Origin of the sequence: Geobacter sp., assembly GCA_009684525.1 — a bacterium.
GTDB lineage: Bacteria > Desulfobacterota > Desulfuromonadia > Geobacterales > DSM-12255 > Geoanaerobacter.
In genome coordinates, this window is the sequence record WKKR01000002.1 from 605,163 (window position 1) to 627,445 (window position 22,283).

At 59.3% G+C, this 22,283-nt stretch carries 20 protein-coding genes and 1 tRNA gene; 12 read left to right on the plus strand and 9 right to left on the minus strand.

Annotation, left to right across the window (positions count from 1 at the left end):
• Positions 1 to 52 precede the first annotated feature (52 nt).
• The 5 genes from GJT30_08880 to GJT30_08900 all read right to left on the minus strand — a co-directional run bounded on the left by GJT30_08880 (position 53) and on the right by GJT30_08900 (position 4,672).
• Positions 53 to 511 (minus strand): phage tail protein, encoded by a 459-nt coding sequence (locus tag GJT30_08880; protein MSM39715.1) that lies wholly within the window; start codon positions 509 to 511, stop codon positions 53 to 55.
• Between the two features lie 271 nt (positions 512 to 782).
• Positions 783 to 2,351 carry a phage tail sheath family protein gene (locus tag GJT30_08885; GenBank protein MSM39716.1) on the minus strand — a complete coding sequence of 523 codons (1,569 nt, stop codon included), beginning with the start codon at positions 2,349 to 2,351 and terminating at the stop codon, positions 783 to 785.
• Between the two features lie 22 nt (positions 2,352 to 2,373).
• Complete coding sequence (locus GJT30_08890) at positions 2,374 to 3,216, minus strand: hypothetical protein (protein MSM39717.1); 843 nt, start codon at positions 3,214 to 3,216, stop codon at positions 2,374 to 2,376.
• A 74-nt stretch (positions 3,217 to 3,290) separates the two neighbouring features.
• Positions 3,291 to 3,860, minus strand: a complete 570-nt coding sequence (locus tag GJT30_08895; GenBank protein MSM39718.1) for a DUF4255 domain-containing protein — start codon at positions 3,858 to 3,860, stop codon at positions 3,291 to 3,293.
• 735 nt (positions 3,861 to 4,595) lie between these two features.
• A tRNA-Pro gene (locus tag GJT30_08900) sits at positions 4,596 to 4,672 on the minus strand.
• Positions 4,673 to 4,807: 135 nt separating this feature from the next.
• On the opposite strand from GJT30_08900, the gene GJT30_08905 reads away from it, so the two are divergent.
• The 6 genes from GJT30_08905 (at position 4,808) to GJT30_08930 (ending at position 11,090) form a co-directional block, all read left to right on the plus strand.
• A complete protein-coding gene (locus GJT30_08905; protein MSM39719.1) occupies positions 4,808 to 6,211 on the plus strand; it encodes a UbiD family decarboxylase in 1,404 nt (467 codons plus the stop codon).
• On the plus strand, positions 6,198 to 7,091 hold the full coding sequence (locus tag GJT30_08910) for a 4-hydroxybenzoate octaprenyltransferase (GenBank protein ID MSM39720.1): 894 nt from the start codon (positions 6,198 to 6,200) through the stop codon (positions 7,089 to 7,091). The genes GJT30_08905 and GJT30_08910 overlap by 14 nt, the downstream gene beginning before the upstream one ends.
• Positions 7,088 to 7,696 carry a UbiX family flavin prenyltransferase gene (locus GJT30_08915; GenBank protein ID MSM39721.1) on the plus strand — a complete coding sequence of 203 codons (609 nt, stop codon included), beginning with the start codon at positions 7,088 to 7,090 and terminating at the stop codon, positions 7,694 to 7,696. The genes GJT30_08910 and GJT30_08915 overlap by 4 nt, the downstream gene beginning before the upstream one ends.
• A complete protein-coding gene (mqnE, locus tag GJT30_08920) occupies positions 7,693 to 8,775 on the plus strand; it encodes an aminofutalosine synthase MqnE (GenBank protein MSM39722.1) in 1,083 nt (360 codons plus the stop codon). The genes GJT30_08915 and mqnE overlap by 4 nt, the downstream gene beginning before the upstream one ends.
• The gene (mqnC, locus tag GJT30_08925; GenBank protein MSM39723.1) at positions 8,775 to 9,839 is read left to right on the plus strand and encodes a dehypoxanthine futalosine cyclase; all 1,065 of its coding nucleotides are present in this window, start codon (positions 8,775 to 8,777) and stop codon (positions 9,837 to 9,839) included. Before mqnE ends, mqnC begins: the two co-directional genes overlap by 1 nt.
• A 117-nt stretch (positions 9,840 to 9,956) precedes the next feature.
• On the plus strand, positions 9,957 to 11,090 hold the full coding sequence (locus GJT30_08930; protein ID MSM39724.1) for a ribonuclease D: 1,134 nt from the start codon (positions 9,957 to 9,959) through the stop codon (positions 11,088 to 11,090).
• 14 nt (positions 11,091 to 11,104) lie between these two features.
• Here GJT30_08930 and GJT30_08935 read toward each other — a convergent pair whose 3' ends face one another.
• The 3 genes from GJT30_08935 to prmA all read right to left on the minus strand — a co-directional run bounded on the left by GJT30_08935 (position 11,105) and on the right by prmA (position 14,054).
• Entirely contained in the window at positions 11,105 to 12,235 is a 1,131-nt protein-coding gene (locus tag GJT30_08935; protein MSM39725.1) for a hypothetical protein, read from the minus strand.
• Positions 12,236 to 12,373: 138 nt separating this feature from the next.
• Positions 12,374 to 13,111, minus strand: a complete 738-nt coding sequence (locus tag GJT30_08940) for a 16S rRNA (uracil(1498)-N(3))-methyltransferase (protein ID MSM39726.1) — start codon at positions 13,109 to 13,111, stop codon at positions 12,374 to 12,376.
• A gap of 1 nt (position 13,112) precedes the next feature.
• Positions 13,113 to 14,054 (minus strand): 50S ribosomal protein L11 methyltransferase, encoded by a 942-nt coding sequence (prmA, locus tag GJT30_08945; GenBank protein MSM39727.1) that lies wholly within the window; start codon positions 14,052 to 14,054, stop codon positions 13,113 to 13,115.
• Between the two features lie 136 nt (positions 14,055 to 14,190).
• Between prmA and GJT30_08950 the strand changes: the two genes are divergently transcribed.
• The 5 genes from GJT30_08950 (at position 14,191) to GJT30_08970 (ending at position 19,877) form a co-directional block, all read left to right on the plus strand.
• Positions 14,191 to 15,357: an amidohydrolase gene (locus GJT30_08950; GenBank protein MSM39728.1), complete on the plus strand. Its 1,167-nt coding sequence runs from the start codon at positions 14,191 to 14,193 to the stop codon at positions 15,355 to 15,357.
• Between the two features lie 45 nt (positions 15,358 to 15,402).
• Positions 15,403 to 16,245 carry a pyruvate, phosphate dikinase/phosphoenolpyruvate synthase regulator gene (ppsR, locus tag GJT30_08955; protein ID MSM39729.1) on the plus strand — a complete coding sequence of 281 codons (843 nt, stop codon included), beginning with the start codon at positions 15,403 to 15,405 and terminating at the stop codon, positions 16,243 to 16,245.
• Between the two features lie 62 nt (positions 16,246 to 16,307).
• Positions 16,308 to 16,982 (plus strand): response regulator, encoded by a 675-nt coding sequence (locus GJT30_08960; GenBank protein MSM39730.1) that lies wholly within the window; start codon positions 16,308 to 16,310, stop codon positions 16,980 to 16,982.
• Between the two features lie 67 nt (positions 16,983 to 17,049).
• Complete coding sequence (locus GJT30_08965; GenBank protein MSM39731.1) at positions 17,050 to 18,429, plus strand: HAMP domain-containing protein; 1,380 nt, start codon at positions 17,050 to 17,052, stop codon at positions 18,427 to 18,429.
• Positions 18,430 to 18,485: 56 nt separating this feature from the next.
• Positions 18,486 to 19,877: a Do family serine endopeptidase gene (locus GJT30_08970; GenBank protein MSM39732.1), complete on the plus strand. Its 1,392-nt coding sequence runs from the start codon at positions 18,486 to 18,488 to the stop codon at positions 19,875 to 19,877.
• 55 nt (positions 19,878 to 19,932) lie between these two features.
• Here GJT30_08970 and GJT30_08975 read toward each other — a convergent pair whose 3' ends face one another.
• Entirely contained in the window at positions 19,933 to 20,646 is a 714-nt protein-coding gene (locus GJT30_08975) for a PHP domain-containing protein (GenBank protein MSM39733.1), read from the minus strand.
• 105 nt (positions 20,647 to 20,751) lie between these two features.
• Between GJT30_08975 and GJT30_08980 the strand changes: the two genes are divergently transcribed.
• A complete protein-coding gene (locus GJT30_08980) occupies positions 20,752 to 22,236 on the plus strand; it encodes a leucyl aminopeptidase (GenBank protein MSM39734.1) in 1,485 nt (494 codons plus the stop codon).
• Positions 22,237 to 22,283: the final 47 nt, after the last annotated feature.

Below are 22,283 nucleotides of genomic sequence, written 5' to 3' on the forward strand. Positions count from 1 at the left end.
CGGGGCCACGGGGGACAGGGACACGCCCCCCATGGCCGTTGTGGTGCTACGCTTATTTATTGGCAATCGTGATCCCTTCATGGGCGATATCGATCGACTCGATGGCCGCCTCGTTGCCGTCGGCCTTGAGATCGGTGCCGGAGATCTTGATCGGGAATGCGTTCTTCAGGGTCCAGGTCATGGTCGGATTGCCACCCTCGTCAAGCAGGCTGATGGTGACCGCCTTCCGCTCGATGGTGTTCAGCTTGATCTGGTTGAACCAGTCCCAGAACTTGTTGTCCGACTTGAAAACCCCCTTTTTCATGGAGACGTTGCCGGACTTGATGAGACCGGGCATCTTCACCACCGAGAATTCCTTGCTGTCGCCGGCCCGGTATTCGATGGGGGTCGTCTCGATATTGAGCCCGGACACCTCGCGGAACGAGAGCTGCTGATCCCCCCACTTCACCAGAAAATAGAATTTCGGCAAAGGCCATACGGTTGTGCTTTGAGTTTTTCCATCATCTGCCATTACCCACCTCCGAAATTGATTGAACGAATATGTTGGTTCGGCCGCCGCCCGCCGCCTGCATTCGTGTCTACGTGCTCTTTCTGTAATTCCAGGCTCATTCCGTTGCAGCCGATGAACTCGCCCTCTCGGGCTCAGACAGCATCGGCTGCGGACACTCCATTTCGCCAGGAATTACGACGAAAGAGCCCTGATACGCTCATTCCGGCGACGCGCGACGGCCGGTCTGCCATCAGGCACGAATGCAGACAGCGTGCGACTGCCGGCCGGCAAATTACGACTTCTGCATCTGTTGCTGGAAGGTGATCTCGATGAACTCGGCCGGCCGCACCAGGGCCACCAGCACCGTTACCCGCATGATCCCTTCCAGGATGTCTTCCGGGGTCATGGTCTCGTTGAGGCCGACAAAGACGCCAAAGGCGTCGTCCGGGCTGGTGCCCGCCAGTCCGCCCCGTTTCCAGATGCCGGTGAGGAAGTTGGAGATCATGCTCTTGATGGTGACCCAGGTGGTGGCGACGTTCCCCTCGAACACATAGGCCTTGCTGGCGAGCTTGATCGATTCTTCCAGCATGATCATGGTGCGCCGGACGTTGAGGTACTTCCAGTCGAGGCTGTTGCCGTCCAGGGTGCGCGCCCCCCAGACCAGGGTCCCTTCGCCGATGAACGAACGGATGGCGTTGATCGACTTTCCCTGCGTGGTGACGTTCAGGTCTTCCTGCTCGTCGTGGGAGATGGTTATTGCCGGGGAGACGACCGAACTGAGGCTGACATTGGCAGGTGCGCGCCAGACCCCTTTCGAGTTGTCCACCATGGTGTAGATGCCGGCCATTGCCCCGCTGGGGGGGAGCAGGTTCAGCTTCCGTTTCATGTCCAAAACGATGGTGTTGAAGAGCGGGCTCATGGCGGCCAGGCTCTTGTTGAGCAGCGCCTTGTGACCCGGCACTTCGGCAGGCGCCAGATCCGCCCAATCGCTGGAAATGGAGGTGATGGCCTCGGCCTGCTTGATGAGCTTCCCTTTCTGGGCCTTGATTGCCGGCGGGTCGGCGGGGTCGATGATTGGCGGTGCATCCGCAATGCCCAGTTCGGTTTTCAGGATGGTCTGCAGCATCTCCTTGTTGGTGAAGTTCTCGTAGCTCAAGTCCTTGTCCTGCACGATGGCGGTATTGAGCCAGGGGTAATAGGCCGTGGCATAGTCGAGGTAATTGATGCCGAGCGCGCCGCGGAAGTTTTCGATCACGTCCCCTTCCGGGTCCTTGCGATCTTTGTAGCCGTCATAGATATCGAGAACGGCGATCCGGTTTTTCATCTTGCCGCCGCAGTGGGCCAGTGCCGCCTGCTGCACCGCGATGCAGTCGTCCTGGCTCTTGAGCAGCATGGCATCGGGAATCACGACCATGGTCGGCTCCTGCTCCTTGAGCAGCAGCTCGATGCCGCCGGAGAGCTTGTCCGGTTCGATATCCTTGGTGTAGTCGCCGATGGAGACCACGTAACAGGGTCCGCCGCCGTTCTGGAAGAAGAGCAGCATGCTGTAATAGAGGAAGAACTTCCCGGCTTCCTGGCTCAGGATGTAATCTTTCCCCCCCTGGGAAAAGGTTGCATCTTCGATCGAGGCCGCGTCTTTTTCCTTGATCTCGAACAGGGGGGTCGGGGCATACCCGAAATAGCTCTGATACTCGGCCATCGAGGTGATGCGCCACGGCTTGTTCAGGAGCGGTTTGCCCTTGTTGTCGGCTTTCTCGGTATAACCGATGAAGGCCGGAACAGCCGTTGCCACTTCCACAACCGAACTCGGGAACGCACTCTTTTCCACCACATACACACCAGGGGTTTTCATCAGGCCCATACATTCCTCCTTTTCATGATGATCAGCAGTTGATATAGATATTGGAGACTGCCGCTTCCTGACCGTGTATCAGCTCCTTGCCGAACTGATGGGGCGTGGCAACGGGCAACCGCCTGATAAGCATCTTCCCTCCATTGGCACCTTTCTCCTTGAGTTGAAAAAAGCAGTTACTGTTTTCTTTCACCGGGATCCGCTGCTGCGAAATGAATGTCAGGGCCGTGCGGCCGTCGGGCAGCGACTCCTCCCCCACGTAGTCGAATGCGTAGCCGTTATTCCGGTCAACGATGAATGCATCCCTTTTCTTCATCTCCCCCAGCAGGTAGTAGCGCCAGAACGTCTCGCGCGACTTGAACGCCACGATACATTCGCCGGACCGGTTCGGCACGGAGGCGTCGGCAAACGCGTCGAGCGCCATGGCGAGGTCTATGCTCACGACGAACGCGGGCCTGACCAACCGGTCCCGCTTATCGACAATGTCTCTGAACAGCGACGCATCGAGTTTCTCGAAATCGAGTTCCGAGACGTAGTCGCCGGAGTGCAGTCTGATGGCTCCGGTCGTGCCCGTTGCCACCCCTTTGCGGCTGTCGAAGTAGAGCAGTGCCTCTTCGTTGAAGGTGCCAGGCTCCGTGTAGTACGGGAAATCCCGATCCCTGGTAAACACCTTGAAGACGAGCGCAGACGGTTCGTCGGGATCGGCGATACGCTGGCGTAGTGTGTCGATGCCGCCCGATTCCAGAAGGATGTACACGCCGCTGTCGCTGTGTTTCGTCACCAGGCCGGCCTTGTTGATGAGATGCACGGTGCCGGGCGTCGGGTTGAACACCAGGCTGCGGCATCGCCCGTCGGCAAAGTAGGTATGAGTCACTGAAATTGAGCATAACTGCCGGAATGACGACATCGACATCTTCACCAACGGTTAGAATTTGTAGTGTGGGAGAGCTAGAAGACTTTGGATTGCGGTTTCCGCACCAATGAGACCAACCCTTTGACATCGCCCGTATCGATGGCAACCATCCTGATTTTGTACAGAACCGACGGCAGGTACTTGCCGCTCAATACACTCCAGAGATTGCTCAGGTCGTTGAAGTTCAGACTCTCGATATCGAGCACCAGCTTGTCGATGTTTCGATCCAGTTCCGGGGTGTTCTGGTGATCGAACACCGGCCGGCGCTGGAAGAAACCGATGGTGTTGGAAATGAATTTCAACGCTTCCGGGTAGGTGCTGCCGCCGAAATTTGCCGCAATCATCACATACAGATTCAGATAGACGGGGGGATAACTCGTTATCGAGCTGATCGGCCCTGCCGGGGCCGGATTCGAGCGGTATGCCTCGTTATCCTTCTGGATGTTGACGAGAAAGACGACAACCTTGTTGTTGATGCCCGGCACAATGCTGCCGTCCTGTTCCAGGATGTTGGAGACGGCGACAATATCTTCGCTCAGCTCGAAGGTGCGCTTCAGATATTGATTCAGAAGACCGGCAAGCTGGTTGATGGCGGTGTCGATCACTCCGGAAGCCTCTCGAATCGATCTGGCAAAACGTATGATGGCTCCCTGGCGCCGGGGTTGTGACAGCCGTGCCCGTCCAGGCCACCGTCGTCCGGCAGGGAGAGCAGCCAACTTCCAGGTTAGTTAGATACCGCTAATTGGTGCCAAGGACAATAGCCCGGTCAGGAATATTTTAAATACATTCAAAGAGTTACGTCGAAAGGATTGAGGCGGGTAAACTAATAGCGAAGATGTGGAATGGAAAAGAGAGAAGTGCCTGCTATACAAAGGAAAACACTAGTCGGTGATATCTAGTTACAGCGCACGGTATTCGGACGTCACAAGTTATTATATAGGAAATCGGCAATCTCCTTGTCTGCGGCAAACAACGAATCATCGACATCCATCACTATAATAATATTGAAAATTATCTCTTCATGCATCGAGTTTCACGTTATTACAATCATATAATCGTTTGTAACGGTATCAACTAAATTTATCAGATAATTCAAAATCAGAGCCTTGGCTTCTGAATCAATAACGGAATGCGCTACAAATTTAGCACCATTGATATTGCCCGCAACAAATTGATTACAGGTTCCAATGCTGCCATCTTTTCCCACGAAATGTATGATGTCGTACAGCAGATCTATGAAGTTGAAGCTTCTAGGGATTACATAAAGGTTGTAAAAAGAGTCACAGAAATGCGGGGATAAGAAAAGGGGGTTACAGCGTGTGCCGTAACCCCTAAATTTATGGTCGGGGCGAGAAGATTCGAACTTCCGACCCCCTGCTCCCGAAGCAGGTGCGCTACCAGGCTGCGCTACGCCCCGACGAACCCTTCTTATAGCCGGTTGCCGCTGATTTGTCAACAAATTCCCTGCCATTGCGGGGTATAAAATTATTGTCATCAACAGTCGTAAGTGATACACATAAATCCCTGATCAAGAGCGATAGAGCGAGGCGATATGGCGTTTTGCGATCTGCGCGATTTCCTCTCCCGGCTGGACGAGCTGGGGGAGCTGCACCGGGTGCCGGTAACGGTCGACCCCATGCACGAGATCGCCGCCATTACCTGCCGAGCCTGCCGGCTGCCGGCCGGAGGGCCTGCCCTGCTCTTTCAGCAGGCACTGAGGAGCGCGTTCCCGGTCGTCACCAATCTGTTCGGTTCGAAAAAACGCATGGCTGCGGCGCTCGGGGTGGAGCGCCTGGAGGAACTGACCTCCTGGCTGCGCGGGATACTTGACCGGGAGCCGGGCAGCAGCGCGCTTGAGCGGCTGACGGCTCTTGCTGCGAGCAATCTCTGGCAGCGGGCGACGCCGCAGCTTGTTTCCGCTGCGCCATGCCGGGAGGTGCGGGAAGATCCGCCCGACCTGTCCCGTTTTCCCGTTCTGAAGAGCTGGCCCCTGGATGGTGCTCCTGACCATGCCGGCCGCTTTATCACGCTGCCGCTGGTGATCACCGCTGATCCGGCCGGCAGGGAAACGAACTGCGGCATGTACCGGGTTGCGGTGCTCGGCCCTGATCGGCTGGCGATCCATTGGGGCGAATCGAGCGGCGCTGCTGCCCATGCCCGTGCCTGGCAGACAGGCAGGGAGCCGATGCCGGTGGCCATTGCCGTGGGGGGCGACCCGGCAGTGACCTTTGCCGCGACCCTGCCGCTGCCGAAGGGGATCGACGAGTTTCGCTTTGCCGGCCTGCTGCGGGGAGAGCCGGTGGAGCTGGCGCCTTGCCTGGCCAGCGGCCTGCAGGTCCCTGCCGGCGCGGAGCTGGTCATCGAGGGGGTTATCCACCCCGGTGAAACGGCGCGCGACGGCGCCTTTGGCAACCATACCGGGTATTATGCGGAGCCTTTGGATGCCCCGCTGGTGCGGGTGACCTCGATCAGCCGAAGGCGCGACATGCTCTTTCCGGCTACGGTGGTGGGGCCGCCTCCCATGGAGGACTGCTGGCTTGCCGCTGCGGCCGAAAGGCTCATCCTCTCCCTGCTGCAGATCGACGTGCCGCAGGTGTGCGATATGTATCAACCGCATGCCGGTATCTTTCACGGCGGAACCATTGTTGCGGTACGCAATGCCGTCGGTGGAGGAGGGGAGTTGCTGGCCCGGCTGGGCGAAACGCCATGGCTCGGGCGGTCGCGACTGCTGGTGCTTGTGGATGCGGAACAGTCGCCGGCTGACATCGCCGGCGTGTATTGGCGGATCATGAACAACGTGGCATGGGAACGGGACCTGCGGGTAGACGGAGAGCGGCTTTTCGTCGATGCCACTCGGAAGGATACCGATACCCGGACGCCGCTTCGCCCGGACGACGGCGTCGAGGCGTTGGTGGGAAAACGATGGCGGGAGTATGGCTTCGATGATGGCACTTGAAACGAACAGCGGCCTCTACGGACGGCTGAAGACCTTCCTGGAGATGATCAAATTCTCCCACACCATCTTCGCCCTGCCGTTTGCGCTGACCGGCGCGCTGCTGGCAGCCAGGGGGATCCCTTCGTGGGGACAGATATTCTGGATCGTGATGGCCATGGTTGGCGCGAGAACCGCGGCCATGGGGCTGAATCGTGTGATAGACGCGGAGATCGACGCACGGAATCCGAGGACGGCCAACAGGGCAATCCCTGCCGGGCTGCTCGGCAAGGGGACCGTCATCGCCTTTATCGTCCTTTCGGTGCTGCTGCTGCTCTATGCAGCGTCGCGTCTCAATCCGCTCTGCCTGGCTCTGGCACCGGTCGCACTCTTTTTCCTGGTGCTCTATTCATATTGCAAGCGTTTCACCTCCTTTGCCCATCTGGTACTCGGTCTCTGTCTCGGTGCGGCACCGGTGGGTGCCTGGATCGCGGTGCGCGGCACTATTGAGCTTCCGGTCATCCTGCTGGGGCTGGCGGTGCTCTTCTGGGTCGCGGGGTTCGATATCCTTTACGCCCTGCAGGACCTGGAGTTCGACCGGGCTGCCGGGCTGCATTCAATCCCGGTGAAGCTGGGGGTGAGCGGTTCCCTCTGGCTGGCACGGCTCTTTTCCCTGATCATGGTCGGGCTGCTGGTGGCCGTCCATGCGCTTCTCCCGCTGGGAGGCTTTTTCCTGGGTGGGGTGTTCGCAGCGACCCTTCTCCTCTGCTATGAGCACTGGCTATTGCGCACGGGTGACTTGTCCAGGCTCGATCTCGCCTTTTTCACCACCAACGGCTACATCAGCATCATCATCTTCCTGGCGACACTGGCCGAAGTCCTTTTGGGGAAGGGGGCAGCATGAGCGAGCGGCATATCGGCCTGGCCATTACCGGCGCCTCCGGTGCCGTTTACGGCCTCCGCATCATCGAGGAACTGGTGCGTGCGGGGTGTCGGCTCAGTATCCTCGTCAGCCGCCCCGGCTTTATTGTGCTCCGGGAGGAATGCGGGCTGGACTGGCATGGCGATGCGGCACGGGTAACCGAGGAGATGTCGCGGCATTTTTCGGTTGCAAAGGGGCAACTCAGCTATTACGCTGATGATGATTTCTATTCCCCCCTTGCCAGTGGTTCTTCAGCCCCGGATGCCATGATTGTCGCCCCCTGCTCCATGGGGAGCCTGGCGCGGATTGCCGCCGGCATCTCGGGGACGCTCCTGGAACGGGCCGCCGATGTCATGCTCAAGGAGGCCCGTCCCCTGGTCCTGGTTCCGCGCGAGACGCCGCTCTCCGTGATCCACCTGGAGAACATGCTGAAACTGGCCCGGATGGGGGTTCGCATCGTGCCGGCCATGCCCGGTTTCTATGGAGGGGCGCAGAACGTGGATGATCTGATCGATTTTGTGGCGGGCAAGGTTCTGGATGGCCTGGGCATTGCCCATCAGCTCTCGCGCCGGTGGGCCGACGCATGATCACACTGAACTCAATTGCCGGAAAGATCGGCTCCGGAGAACGGCTCACCGACCAGGAGGCACTCTTTCTCTTTGCCGAGCCCGATCTGCTGGCCGTGGGAGAGCTGGCGGCCCTGGTCAACGAGCGGAAGAACGGGAAACGGGTCTTTTTCAACGTCAACCGGCATATCAACCACACCAATATCTGCGTCAACCGCTGCAAGTTCTGCGCGTTTTCCCGGACCGACGACCAGGAAGGCGCGTACTGCTACGACCTGGAGGAGATCCGGCGCCGGGCCGAGGAGGCGCTCGCCCAGGGAGCCACGGAGATCCATATCGTGGGGGGGCTCCACCCCGAGCTCCCCTATGAATTCTACCTGGCGATGCTGCGGACGGTGCGCGACGTCTCCCCGAACCTGCACATCAAGGCGTTTACCGCGGTGGAGATAGACTACCTGGCTAAGCTCTCCAGTCAGGATGTGGCCGGGGTGCTGCAGGACCTGAAGGCTGCCGGCCTGGGATCGCTGCCGGGAGGGGGAGCCGAGATCCTGCGCAAGGAGGTGCGCGACCGGCTCTGTCCGGAGAAGATCAGCGGCGAGCGTTGGCTGGAGGTGATGGCTGCGGTGCACCGGGCCGGGCTCAAGTCGAATGCCACCATGCTCTATGGCCACATAGAAAGCCTTGCCGACAGGATCGACCACATGGCGCGCCTGCGGGAGCTGCAGGATCAGACCGGCGGGTTCCAGGTCTTCATCCCGCTTGCCTTCCAGTCCGAGAACAATCCGCTCGGCCACCTGAAGAACCCTGCCAGCGGCGGCGTGGACGACCTGAAGACCCTGGCGGTCAGCCGGCTCTACCTGGACAACTTCCAGAATATCAAGGCCTACTGGGTCATGCTCGGCGAGAAGATCGCCCAGACCGCCCTCTGTTTCGGGGTCAACGACCTGGACGGCACCGTGGTGGAGGAGAAGATCGGTCACGAGGCCGGCGCCAGCACTCCCCAGACCATGACCAGGGACGATATCGTCCGGATGATCCGCGCAGCCGGCCGGGTGCCGGTGGAGCGGGATACCCTGTACAATGAACTGAGGACCTGCTGATGCTGGCCGCGATCACGGAACATCTTGCTGCAGGTCTGCCGCTGACCCGGGCCGAAGCGCTCTGGCTGCTCACCGAGGCGGATCTTCTGCAGGTCGGCAGACTGGCCGATGCGATCCGGCGCCGGCTCCACCCGGACAGACTGGTTACTTTCGTGGTGGACCGGAATGTCAACTACACCAACATCTGTGAGTCCAAATGCTCGTTCTGCGCCTTCTACCGGGATGAAGGTTCCAGCGATGCCTTTGTCCTGGCAGAAGCGGTCATCTACGAAAAGATCGCCGAGTTGGTTGCCCAGGGGGGGACGCAGCTCCTGATGCAGGGGGGGCTCCATCCGCAGCTCGGCATCGACTGGTTCGAGCGGCTGTTTCGGGAGATCAAGCGCCGCTTCCCGACGGTGCAGAACCATTCCCTGTCGCCGGCGGAGATCACCCAGATCGCTCGCGTATCGCATCTCGGCATCCGGGAGACGCTGCAGCGGCTGAAGGAGGCCGGTCTCGATTCGGTCCCCGGCGGCGGTGCCGAGATCCTGGTGGACAGGGTCCGCCAGGAGATCTCGCCCAAGAAGATCGGCTGGGAGGGATGGGCTGCGGTGATGCGGGAGGCTGCCCTGCTCGGCATGCCGACCACGGCGACCATGATGTTCGGGAGCAGGGAGACTGCCGCGGATATCGTGGAGCATATCTTCCGGGTGCGGGAGCTGCAAGCCGGCGGGGGAAGCTTCACCGCCTTCATCCCCTGGACCTACCAGCCGGGAAACACCGAATTGGGTGGGAAGACCGCCACGGGAGTCGAGTACCTGAAGGTGCTGGCGCTCTCCCGGATCATCCTGGACAACATCCCCAACCTCCAGGCGAGTTGGGTGACCCAGGGGGCGAAGATGGCCCAGGTGGCCCTGTTTTTCGGTGCCAATGACTTGGGAGGTACCATGCTGGAGGAGAATGTGGTTGCCGCTGCCGGATGCCGGTTCAGGATGAGCATGGCGGAGATGGTGGCGCTCATCCATGGAGGAGGTTTCAGGGCTGCCCAGCGGACGACCCTGTATGACATTATCCGGGAATGTTGAGACTGACCGCATGGAGCCGCCAAGGCGCACTGGACGGGCAGCAGTATCGCCCCGTGTGTCCTTGGCGTTTGTGCGGCAACCGCTCGATACGCCCACATCGGCCGGGAAAGAATACCAATGACTTTTGAGATGATAACGACCACTGCCGCCCTGGAGAAGGCGGTGACGCGCCTGACCGGAGAACCTTTTCTGGCATGCGATCTGGAAGCGGATTCGCAGCACCACTATCGGGAGCAGGTCTGCCTTCTGCAGATCGCCTGCCCGGGGCAGACGTATGTCGTGGACCCGCTTGCCTGCCCTGACCTGTCGCTGCTCAAGCCGATCTTTGCCGATCCGGGAGTCTGCAAGGTTTTTCACGGTGCCGACTACGACGTGCGCTCGCTGCACCGGGATTTCGGCATTACCATGACCAATCTCTTCGACACCATGATCGCCTGCCAGTTTCTGGGCGAGCCTGAAGTGGGCCTGGCCGCGGTACTGAAGAAGCGGTACGGGGCCGAACTGGACAAGCGGTACCAGCAGGCCGACTGGACGAGGCGGCCCCTGTCTCCGGAGATGCTCGATTACGCCGTAAAGGATACCAGTCTGCTCATCCCGCTGTATGGGCAGCTTTCGGCAGAACTTGCAGACAAAGGGCGATTGGAGTGGGTCAGGGAGGAGTGTGCGCTGCTGACCCAGGTCCGGATGGCCGAACGCGGCGACGAGCCGCTCTTTCTCCGCTTCAAGGGGGCGGCAAAGATGAGCCCTGCTACGCTGGCCGTCCTGGAGGAGCTGCTCAGGTTCCGCGATGTCGAGGCGCAGCGCCGCGACGTGCCGCTGTTCAAGGTTCTCGGAGCTGAGACGCTGAGAGAACTGGCGGAACGCAAGCCGGCCAGTGCGGTTGAACTGCAGGGGATAAGCGGCCTTTCGTCGCGGCTGGTGGAACGGTACGGGCAGGGATTGCTGGCAGCGGTTGCACGGGGGGTCGCGGTGAATTCCTCTCGCCTTCCCGGCTATCCCCATATGGCGCGGATTAGGCGCACCAAGACCCAGGAAACGCAGCTAAAGCGTCTCAAGCTCTGGCGTGAGAAGAAGGCATCCGAGTTGGGCATGTCGCCGGGGTTGGTGGCGAATAACGCATTGCTGGAGTCGTTGGTGGAGGGTGAAAAGGCCACCCCTGGTACAGGGGCGGCCAGGATATCCGGACTCAAGAATTGGCAGTACGCTGCCTTTGGGGAAGAATTGGCAGAGCTTCTCGGCAGCGGTGACTGAGTCAGGGTTCTTCGCTATTTCTTTTTTTCCAACGCTTCAAGCTCACCGAACAGGGCATCGAACTCGTCCTTGGTAAACTGTGCCCCACCGGGAGTAGTCTTTTTCTCCTGTCCCCCTGTTGCCGGAGTTGCTCCGGCGCTTATCGGAACACTCTCCAGTTCGAATTCCTCAGGCGCAGTCCCCGCATCCTGCTGCAGCTGTTCCTCGGTCAGGTCGCCAAACGTTTCTAGGCTGAAATCCGGTGCGGCGGTCTGGGCAGTCGCTAATGCAGGCTCTTCGTCAAAGGCAAACTCGCCAAAGGGGTTCATTTCGGCAGCGGATGGCGCTGAAGGAGCCGTCTCGGCAGACTGCGTTGCCGGTTCCTCGCCAAAGGCAAACTCCCCAAAAGGACTCTCGTCGATGACCGGTGTGGTAGCAGGAGCCGTTTCAGCGGTCGGTACTGCCGGCTCCTCGCCAAAGGTGAACTCCCCAAAAGGGCTCTCGTCGCTGACCGGCGGGGGGGCAGGAGTCGCTTCTGCGTCCGGGATGGCCGGTTCTTCCCCAAAGGCGAACTCTCCAAAAGGGCTCTCATCGCTGATCGGTGGGGAAGCAGGAGCCGTTTCCACTGCCGGTGCTGCCGGTTCCTCGCCAAAGACGAATTCGCCAAAAGAGCTGTCAATGCTGCTGGCCGGGATCTCTGTCGTTGATGCCGGTAGTTCGGGCTCTGTCGGCTCTTGTTCATCGAATGAGAAGTCACTGAGTGTCACGGCGGCTGGGCTCTCTGTGGATTCCGTAAGTACAGAGGGGCTGTCGGTTGATGACTGGTCGATGAAGGCAAAGGGTTCTACCGGGGCAGCAGGGGGGGGCGGCGACTCGTCAAGGTCAAATGCAAACGGAGAGGTTTCGGGTTGCTGCGGGATTGCCGCTTCCGTGTCCACAGGCGTCTCCCAGTGGAACATCTCCGAGCTGGCCGTCTCAGCCGCTTCGACCGGAGCCGGTGTCTCCCCTGCGGGGATGATCTCGGTGGCCTGCTGCGCCGAGACGGCTGGCGGCAGGATAACGGGGCGCAGTCCCAGGGTATTTTTGAATCCTGCGAGGTCGATACCGCATTTTCTGCAGGTATTGAGATAATCAAAGCTGTTGTATCCGCACTTGGGACATTTCATAACCGCGCTCCTTTAGTCTGAACCTTACGGCTCTCTGCAACCAGATCCTGGCCAGCGCCTGCCGGCAGATATCTCTCTTTTCGGCAGATCAGTACAAAGCTTTATTTGAGAGAGCGATTGCAGGATGAGCGCCGGTTTTTACCCCATATCCCCCCAGTGGTACTGAAGAATGGCGAGCATCGCCAACCCCGCGGTTTCGGTGCGCAGGATGCGCGGGCCGAGCGAGACAGCGGTGAAACCATGGCTGACGGCCAATCCTGCCTCACTGTCGGTGATTCCCCCTTCCGGTCCGACCAGGATGGCAATAGATGCCGGTGCCAAAGGGGCGGACAGCGCTTCCTTGAGATGGTGCTGTTGTTCCCCTTCCCAGAGCAGGAGTTTCATGGTGTCGACTGACCTCTCAAGCACCGAAGGGAGGCTTTCCGCCAGCACTACCGAGGGAATCGAGCTGCGCCGGGATTGCCGGGCAGCTTCATCGGCAATTCTTTGCCAGCGGGCCTGGCGCTGGGCTCTCTGGTCTGCAGCGATCTTCACCACGGAACGTTGGGCTGGAAAGGCAACAATGGAACTGACGCCCAGCTCGGTTGCTTTCTGGACGATCAGGTCGCCTTTTTCTCCTTTGGGGAGGCCCTGGATCAGGGTAATGGCAAGGGTCTGCGTGAGATGTGCCGTCGGGGGGCTTTCCAGCGTTACAGTCAGGTCTCGGGGGCCGATCCCCAGGATGACGGCGGTTCCCTCTTGTCCGTTTCCATCAAAGAGCCTGACCCTGTCGCCGACATTGAGGCGGAGAACCTTGATCATATGGCGGTACAACTCGCCTTCGATGGCGAATGACTGGCTGGCGAGAAGCTCGGGGCTCACCAGGAAACGTCGCACGTCACTGTTCCCGGCGGTAAACGAGGCAACTCCACTCGTCCTGGCGCGTGACCTCCACCTGGGTCAGGGGGGAATCGGCATAGGCCGCTGTTACCGCTTCTTCACGTTCAGTCAGGATTCCCGACAGAATCAGCAGCCCTCCCGGCACGAGCCGGGGGCAGAGGTCGGGGCAGAGCCGGATCAGGTCTTCGGCGAGGATGTTGGCCAGAATAATGCCAAACGTTTCCGTAATCTGGGACAACGGAGTCGTGGAGATTTCCAGGTCCCCTGCCACTCCATTCTGGGCCAGGTTTTCCTGTGCCACCCCGACCGCTTCTGGGTCGATGTCGACGGCCACCAGTCGGCCTGCTCCGAGTTTCCGTGCAGCAATGGAGAGGACTCCCGACCCGGTTCCGACATCGAGGACTGTGGGCGGCGTCTGGGGGAGAGGCGCATCAAGGGGGGGAGTGCGATTGAATATCCGCTCCAGTGCCTCCAGGCAGAGGCGGGTGGTCGCATGGGTGCCCGTGCCGAAGGCCATGCCCGGATCGAGTTCGATGACAATGTCGGACGATTCGGCAGTGAAGGACTCCCACGATGGCTTGATGATAAGGTGTTGACCGATGCGGCTGGTGTGGAAGTGTTCTTTCCAGTTGTTTGCCCAGTCTTCCTGATTGATGATCGTCACTGCAGGGGGGGACGGGACAAAATCGGATTGGGCGCTGGCAAGTGAGTTGAGGTAGACGGTGATTTCGGCAAGCTGACGCTCCAGGTCGATGCCGGTTGCCAGATACGCCTTAACCGTTTTCACGGAAGATTCCGTTACCGTGTCGAGCGAGAAGGTGTCCAGTATCTGATTGTCGATGCAAACACCGGTGCCGGTGAGTTCCACCAGAAAATCGGTCACTTGGTCGATCAGGGCATCGGGAACCCGGCAGGCCACTTCGGCCCATGCTGCTGACATGAGTATCCTCCTCGCGCCGGGGTCACCGGCTGGGCTAACCTACCAGAACGAAACGGTATTGACAATGAAAAACCTTGACAAAGCCGGAAGCTCCGTGTACTTTTCATTAAAATATCTTTTTGCGCTTGGGGTTATGGTGAGAGCAGAAAGCGTCAAGGATACCATCTGTGCCGTTGTCGAGCAGCGGCGTTCTGAATTCATCGCCATTGCCGCGGAACTCTTCGCGCATCCGGAGATCGGTCTGGAAGAGCACCGGGCATCGCAACTGCTCGCCGACCTGTTGGGGCGGGAAGGGTTTAGCGTACAGACCGGTGTTGCCGGCTTGTCGACCGCCTTTTGTGCCCGTCGCGGCACTGCCGGGCCGACCATAGCGATACTAGCGGAGATGGACGCACTTCCCGAGCTGGGGCATGCCTGTGGCCACAATATCATTGCTGCCGCAGCAATGGGCGCGGCTGTTGCCCTCTGCAGCAGCATCCCCGAGGAAGTTGCCCGCATCGTTGTACTCGGCACGCCGGCCGAGGAGCAGGGGATCGGCAAGATCGAGCTGATCAAGGCAGGTTTCTTTGACGATGTGGACTTTGCCATGATGGTTCATCCCTCGTCGCGTCGTTACGTGACCAAGGGGTATCTGGGGCTGGCCCGGGTCAGGTTTGTCTTCCACGGCAAACCAGCCCATGCCGCTGCCTATCCCGAAGAGGGGATCAACGCTCTTGACGGCGTCATCCAGACCTTTAACGGCATCAACGCCCTGCGTCAGCAGTGCAGGCAGGATGTCCGGATTCACGGGATCATCACTGACGGCGGGGTTGCCCCCAATATCATTCCGGCCCGTGCCGCCTGCAGCTTTTATGTCCGTGCTGATGAACTGGGAGAGGTCCACCATGCCATGGAGCGGGTGGTTGCCTGTGCTGAAGGGGCTGCCATTGCCACCGGCTGTCGCCTGGAGGTGCATGCCGACCCCAGGATCATGGCGCCGTTCCGTATTATCGAGCCTTTTGCCGAGCTGTACGCCGAACAGCTCCGGGTTCTCGGGCTTGAGGAAGACACGGTCCCCATCGACCGTAACCGGGGTTCGTCGGATATCGGCAATGTCTCGCAGATCGTGCCGACCATTCATCCTCATGTGCCCATTGGCGAAGGGATCAATATTCACAGTAGTGACTTTGCCCGGGCTACGGTATCGCCCAAGGGCGAACTGGCGGTGCTGGAAGGTGCCAAGGCCATGGCCATGACCGCTGCAGAACTGGTTTTTCAGCCGCAACTACGGGCATTGATCGTTGCTGCGTTCAACAAATCTTGACAAATGAGTTGCCGCATGCACAATGAATGCTATTGTTAATGAGACATGCTTATAAGTGATCCTGAAAAAGAGGGTGTCAGCACCCACCTGTACCTGTTGTCGGATGCAACGGGCGAGACCGTGGAACGGGTGGTCCGGGCGGCCCTGTCTCAGTTCAAGAGCGTGGGGGTAAAGTTCCACCGTTTGAGCGGTCTCAGAACCCGTGCAGATATCGATGAGGCCCTGAACGTCCCGATACATCAGCCGGGCCTGATTATCTACACGCTGGTCAATCCCCATCTGGCCCAGTACCTGCGGAATGCCGTCGAGGATCATGGGCTCGATGCCATTGACCTGATCAGCCCTCTGCTTTACAAACTCTCCGACCTGCTCGGCCTTGCCCCTCGCGAGGAGCCGGGACTGCTGCACCAGGTCGACACGGAGTATTTCAAGCGGGTTGAGGCAGTGAATTTTACCGTCAAGCAGGACGATGGCCAGGAACTTCGGCATCTCTACCGTGCAGACATGGTCCTGGTGGGTGTTTCCCGTACCTCCAAGACCCCGCTGTCGATCTACCTGGCCCATAAGGGTTATAAGATAGCGAACGTTCCCTTGGTCAAAGGGATCGACCCGCCGCCGGAACTGTTCGAGATCGATCAGAAAAGGGTCGTCGGGTTGCTGATCGACGCCAAACGGCTGGTGGAACTCCGCTCGGCCCGCCTGCGCAATCTGCGGCAGAACCCGCGGGCAAGCTATGCAGATTTTGAGGAGATAGAGGAAGAACTGGAGTGGTGCCGCAGGATTTTCAGGCGGAATCCTCAGTGGCAGGTGATCGATGTGACCAACAAGTCGGTCGAGGAGTCTGCTGCAGAGATACTGCGCAAACTGAACATCGGGTTTGCGGTCTGATCCACCTCCCTGTCGTCGACAGGATGCAGTTATTTTGAGTATCTAATGGAAGGGGTGCTGACATGAAAATTCTTGTAGTCGAAGACGAAAAAAAGGTATCGAGCTTTATCAAGCGTGGACTCGAGGAAGAGAAATACGAAGTGGACACGGCATACGACGGCGATGAAGGCCTCAAGCTTGCCCTTGCGGGCCAGTATGATGCTCTCATCCTCGATTGGATGCTTCCCAAGCAGGACGGACTCAGCGTCCTCAGGGAGCTTCGCGCCAATAAGCGGACAACACCGGTTTTGATGCTCACGGCGAAAGATACGGTCGAGGATATCGTTGCCGGGCTCGACTCCGGATCCGACGACTACCTGACCAAGCCGTTCGCCTTTGCCGAACTGCTCGCCAGGGTCAGGGCACTGCTCCGTCGCAGCGAAATGGACCGCGGTGCAGAACTCCGCTTTGCCGACCTCCGGATCGACCCGGTGACCCACAAGGTCTGGCGTGGCGAGAAGGAGATTGATCTCACTGCCAAAGAGTATGCACTGCTCGAATATTTCATGCGCAATCCCAACCAGGTTCTTACCAGAACCATGATCGCCGATCATGTCTGGGATTACACCTTTGACAGCTTCACCAACATCATTGACGTCTATGTCAATTACCTGCGCAAGAAGATAGACCGCGATGCCGACAAGAAGCTTATCCATACGGTACGGGGGGTAGGTTATATCCTGAAAGAGGAAGATTGAGGTGCGTTTTCCCTCGTCGATCCGCTTTTCCCTCACGCTTTGGTATACGTTGACCCTTGCGGTAGTGATGCTGCTGTTCAGCAGTTTCGTCTATCTGACGATCAGGGCTGATATTTACAAAGAGTCTGATCGGGAAATCCAGACCCTGGCCGAGGCGCTTGCCAGTCCCACCATGGAGCCGTTCCGTATGGCGGCTCCATCTGTTTTCGATCAGGTTCTGGAAGATTTCTTCGGCCCGAAGATTGACGGAAAGTTTGTCCAGCTTTTCGATCAACACGGTACCGTAACGGCTGCTTCGAAGAACCTCAACCAGATGCGGCTCCCGCTTTCACTTCCCACCTTTCAGAAGGTTGCCCACGGCAAGGTCATTCGCGAGACACAGACCATCGACGGTCTGCCGCCGATGCGAATCGTTACCATGCCGGTATTTGCCGATCAGAAGCTGGTTTCCATCGTTCAGGTCGGGACTTCGCTCAACGAGAAAGTCGAAACCCTGCGCAAGCTGCTGATTGTCTTCTGCATTTCCATCCCCCTTGGCATCCTGTTTCTCTGCGGCGGAGGCTGGTTCCTGGCGGGACAGGCGCTCAAACCGGTCGATCTCATAACCAGGAGCGCGCAACGGATAACCGCGGAGAACCTGAGCCAACGGCTGGTCGTGCTCAATCCCAACGATGAGATCGGGCGGCTGGCCGAGACCTTCAACTCTACGCTCGAACGTCTTGAGGCCTCCTTCAACAGGACCAGGAGGTTTTTCACCGACATCTCCCATGAGCTGCGGACTCCGCTCACCATCATCCGCGGCGAGGCCGAAGTCGGGCTCAAGTGGGCAAAGGAGCCGGAGGAGTTCCGTGAAATCATCCAGAGCACCCTGGATGAGGTCAAGTGGATGTCCGGCATTGTCGAGTCGCTTCTCGAACTCTCCAGGGCCGAGGAAGGGGGGTTACACCTTGAAATGCAGGAGCTCGACCTCTGTGAGTTCCTTGCCACCCTTGTTCATGAACTCAACCAGCAGGCACAGCTCCATGAGCAGGGCAAGGTGGTCGACTTTATCCCCGCGGGACAGGCCTGGGTGCAGGGGGATCAGCGCAGGCTTCGCCAGATTTTCATGAATCTTCTGGACAATGCCTTGAAATTCACCCCTGCCGATACCAGCGTCAGGGTCGAATTGACCCCGAGGGATGGCAGCGTCAGCGTGGCTGTCATCGACAAGGGGCCGGGGATCCCACCGGACGATCTGCCGCATATTTTCGAACGGTTTTATCGTGTCGACAAGGCGCGCAACAGAAGCGACGGAGGCAGCGGCCTCGGCCTCTCCCTGGTAAAAACCCTCACAGAGGCGCACAGCGGCTGGATTGAAGTGTCCAGCTCATCTGCAACCGGGAGCACTTTTGTCGTGTCACTCCCCACAATCCCCGTCCCACAGCCCATCCATTCCAAGACCAGTTGACAACTGCCGTCCCAATTATTAGAGTAACGCACATACTAAAATACATGGAGGTTTGTATGTCGCGACGTTTCGTCTTCTACGTCAGTCTCCTTCTCTTCCCTCTCCTGTCCGCCTTTCTGCCGGCAACCCCTGCGACCGCCAAGGCGATCGGCCCCGATTTCGCCCAGCTTTCAAAGAAACTGACCCCTTCTGTGGTAAACATCAGCACATCCAAGGTAATTACCCCCCAGAGACGCTTTATCCGTCCTCCCAACCAGAGCCCCTTTGACGATTTCTTCGACCGTTTCTTCGAGGAACAGCCCCAGCGGAGCCAGAAGCAGCGGAGTCTCGGCTCGGGATTCATCATCAGCAAGGACGGTTATATCCTGACCAACAACCATGTGGTTGACGGGGCAGACGAGATCAAGGTGAAGCTGAACAACGGCAAGGAATTCAAGGCAGAAATCAAGGGGCGGGACCAGAAGCTCGACCTGGCCCTGATCAAGATAGCCGCCAAGGATGAGCTGCCCGCCTGCGAGTTGGGGAACAGCGATGCTATCGAGATTGGCGAGTGGGTCCTGGCCATCGGCAATCCCTTCGGGCTTTCCGAGACGGTAACTGCCGGGATTGTCAGCGCCAAGGGGCGTGTCATCGGCAGCGGCCCCTATGACGATTTCATCCAGACCGATGCCTCGATCAATCCGGGCAATTCCGGGGGGCCTCTTTTTAATGCGGAGGGGAAGGTCATCGGCATCAACACCGCCATTATTGCCGGCGGACAGGGGATCGGATTTGCCATTCCCATCAACATGGCCAAATCGATCATTCCGCAGCTGCGGGACAAAGGCAGGGTCACCCGCGGCTGGCTCGGTGTCCAGTCGCAGTCGGTGACCCCGGAGTTGGCAAAATCATTTGGTCTTGATGGAGAAAAGGGTGCCCTCGTCTCCGAGGTCGTCAAGGATACCCCTGCGGAGAAGGCCGGCATGAAAAGTGGCGACATCATCCTGACCTTCGATGGCAAGCCCGTACATGATGCCAGTGAATTGTCCCGCATTGTAGCGGTGACTGCTCCGGGCAAAAAGGTGCAGGTCAGGATCCTCCGCAACGGGAAAGAGGAGTCGATTGACGTTACCCTGGAGCAGCGCTCGGATGATGGTGAAACCTCATCATCCGGCGACATTTCGGCGGACAAGCTTGGTTTGAGCGTCCACGAGCTCAGTAAGGAGATGGCAGCGACCCTCAGGATCAAGGAAACCAAGGGGGTCGTCGTTGTTGATGTGAAGCCTGGCGGTGCAGCCGATGATGCCGGCGTTATTCGCGGAGATGTTATCCTTGAGGTGAACGGGCAGAAAGTCATGACCGTGCAGGAGTATGAAAAGGCGGTTGCGGGGACGACGAAGGGTGGTGCGATCCGGCTTCTGCTGCGGCGGGGGGACACAGTCCTTTACGTGGGGATCAGGGTCGAATAGGCCACTGGTTCGACCATACACTGTGAAAGGCCGCCGATTGGCGGCCTTTCTGTTTTTATCCCCTGCTGTTGAGAAATGTTTCGAGCCGGTCGGGGGAGCTGTTGACGACCTGCGCTTCGCTGATCCCGGCTTCTGCAATGACTGCCAATGCCTGGTCGAAGATTCCCACGTTCTGGGCGATATGTGCGTCGCTTCCCACCGCAACCAGTGCCCCGTGGCGGGCAATGAGACGGGCCAGATTCTCGCAGTTGGGCCGGCTGCCGCACCGGCTCATGCCGAATGACGAGTTATTGATCTCCAGGGCCGTTCCGGTCCGTACGGCGGTCAGCACGATCTCGTCATAGTCGACCGGGAAAAGCGGGTTTCCCGGATGGGAAACAGCGTGGAGCCGTTTGCTCTCCATGGCGTTCTTGAGGGCCTGCGTGTTGCGAAGCATCCCCTGGTTGTCGAATCCACAGTCCTCGTGGAAGCCCGCCATGACGAAGTCGAGCCGGTGGAGGTAGTGGTCGGGGATGTCGATCTCGCCGTCCAGATTCAGGATATTGGCCTCGCATCCCAGCAGTATGCGGACGCCTTTGATGTCGCTGGGGATAAAGCGCATCGCCCCGAAATGGTAGAGGTGCGGACCTCCGGGGAGTGCTGGGCCGTGATCGGTAATGGCCAGTGCCTGCAACCCCTTGTCTGCGGCTGCTGCGGCCAGCTCGTTGACCGTGGAGTAGGCGTGTCCCGAAGCGATGGTGTGGGTATGGAGGTCGGCAATGATCTGCATACGGGCACTATTCCATACCGCTTAATGAATGTCAAGGTGCCCACCACTTGCAGATCCGGGGATTCCGGCTACAATCCTGAATAGTCCACAATCCGGAGGAAGAACATGCATGTGAAGATAGTCGCTGCCGATCCGTTAACGATACCGACGCCGGCCCTGGTCGTGGGGTGCTTCGAGGATGGTCCCGAGGGGCAGCTCTTGTCCCGCCTGGACAAGGCGCTGGCTGGGGTCATATCGACGCTGTACCGGGAGAAGGAGTTTACGGGGAAACGGCTGAAGGTCAAACTGCTGCACACTTTGGAGCGCATTCCTGCGCAACGCATCGTCCTGGTCGGTCTCGGCAAGCGGAAGGAACTCGATGGAGAGCGGCTCAGGCAGGCAGCGGGCGCTGTTGCCCAAGTCTTGCGGGGGGCAGGCGTGGCATCGTCGGTTTCAGTGCTGCATTGCGCTGCCGAATCAGCCGACATGGCCATTCGGGAGGTTGTGGAAGGGAGCCTGCTGGGGGGGTATGCCTTCCTGCACTACCGGACAGCGCCGAAGGAGCAGGTCGACCCGGAAGAGCTCACCCTTGTCGTGGCAAAGAAGAGCGAGGTGAAGCAGGCTGAACGTGTCTGCAGGGAGGTGGAGGCGGTCTGTGCTGCTGCCTGCCATGCGCGGGACATGGTGGGGCATCCGGGCAATGTGGCAACACCGGCGTTTCTTGCTGAGCAGGCCTCGACCATGGCTGCGCGCTACGGGATTCGCTGTACGGTCCTTGACCGGGAAGGGATCGAACGGGAGGGGATGGGGGGGCTGCTGGCTGTCGGGGCAGGATCGGCGCAGTCGCCCCGGTTCATTGTCCTTGAGTACCGGGGTGGTCCGAAAAACATGAGACCAGTGGCTTTGGTCGGGAAAGGGGTCACCTTCGATTCCGGCGGGATCTCTCTGAAGCCGCGCGAAGGGATGGAGCGGATGAAGGACGACATGGCCGGTGCCGCTGCCGTGATTGCCACCCTGCAGGCAGCTGCCGCCCTGGCGCTGCCGGTCAATGTCGTCGGTCTGGTACCGGCTGCGGAAAATATGCCCGATGGCCGTGCCTACAAGCCGGGGGATATCGTCAAGACCATGGCTGGTAAGACCATAGAGATCAACAATACCGATGCCGAGGGGAGGATGATCCTGTGCGATGCCCTCCACTATGCCTCCAGGTTCAGGCCTGCCGCCATCATCGACCTGGCAACGCTTACCGGTGCGTGTCTGGTTGCCCTGGGCACGGTGGCGACCGGGCTCCTGGGCACGGACGACGGGCTGAAGCGGGCGCTGAAGAAGGCCGGAGAGCGCACCGGCGAACGCCTGTGGGAACTGCCACTCTGGGATGAGTATGGCGAGGCCATGAAAAGTGACGTTGCTGACATGAAAAACGCAGGCGGGCCTCATGCCGGTACCATCACGGCGGCATGGTTTCTCAAGCAGTTCGTGGGAAAGGCCAGATGGGCGCATCTCGATATTGCCGGCACGGCCTGGGAGGAGAAGGGACGGCACTATCTCCCCAAAGGGGCGACCGGCGTCGGTGTGCGGCTGCTGGTGGAGTACCTGCGGGGGCTTGGCTAGGTAACGCGCATAAGCGGGACAAAAAAAAGGGTGTGCCGGTCAACGGC